This is a genomic window from Caballeronia terrestris (assembly GCF_001544515.1).
GTDB classification, from domain to species: domain Bacteria; phylum Pseudomonadota; class Gammaproteobacteria; order Burkholderiales; family Burkholderiaceae; genus Caballeronia; species Caballeronia terrestris.
The window spans coordinates 1-751 of sequence record NZ_FCOL02000562.1; the positions used below are offsets into that span (position 1 = coordinate 1).

Sequence of the window (751 nt, forward strand, 5' to 3'; positions counted from 1 at the left end):
TACCTGTATCGGTACCACGCCCGCGATACTGGGAACGCCCGTCGGCACCCGGCGTCCGCCCGGCAAACTTATCGCGCGTGGCGTTGTCCCGATAGGCGACGCCCTGGCGATGGCCTGCATCATGCTGCCAGCGACCTCCCTGCCCCTGGACTTTGCTGCGATCGAAGTTGCGATTGATGTTTGCCGCCTTGTCGACGTTGATGTTGACGTCGCCGCCGCCCCAATTGCAGTCGCTGAAGATCGCACCGGCGGCAGCGAGCCCAATGCCCCACGCGAATCCAGTCGCGAGGGCCGCGCCGGGGTAGTAACCCGGATAGTAAGCGGGGTATGGAGGCCAATAGGTTGGCGGATAGGCCGGATAGCTCCATCCGCCATAGACAACCGTCGGGTTGTAAGCTGGCACATAGATCACTTGCGGGTTTGCGGGCTCAATGCGGACAATTGTGGTCTAGCCGCCGGCCGGCGCGGGCTCGACTATGACCTTCTGTTGCTCGTTCGATTTCAGGTTGCCCGATTCCTGTGCGCGTGCCCGCAGGCGCTGCACCGCAGCGAAAACCTCTTTTTGCTGGGCAAGAAAGGCGTCCCCGAGCCTCTGCGTCCAATCGAGCTTGTCACTCATCGGCTCGAGTATTTGCGGGAACGCCACCAGCGATTTCACACTAGTGTCCCAAGGCTGATTCTGCACCGCCTTCACGGCGGCGTCGCCCTTCACGTTAGGATTCGCTTTTACCCAGCGCGCGGCGTGCACAAT

Annotated in this window: 1 pseudogene; it reads right to left on the minus strand. The window is 61.9% G+C overall.

Annotated features, from left to right (window positions below):
* Positions 1 to 751: pseudogene (locus AWB67_RS38950) on the minus strand (DUF3300 domain-containing protein); the annotation flags it as partial.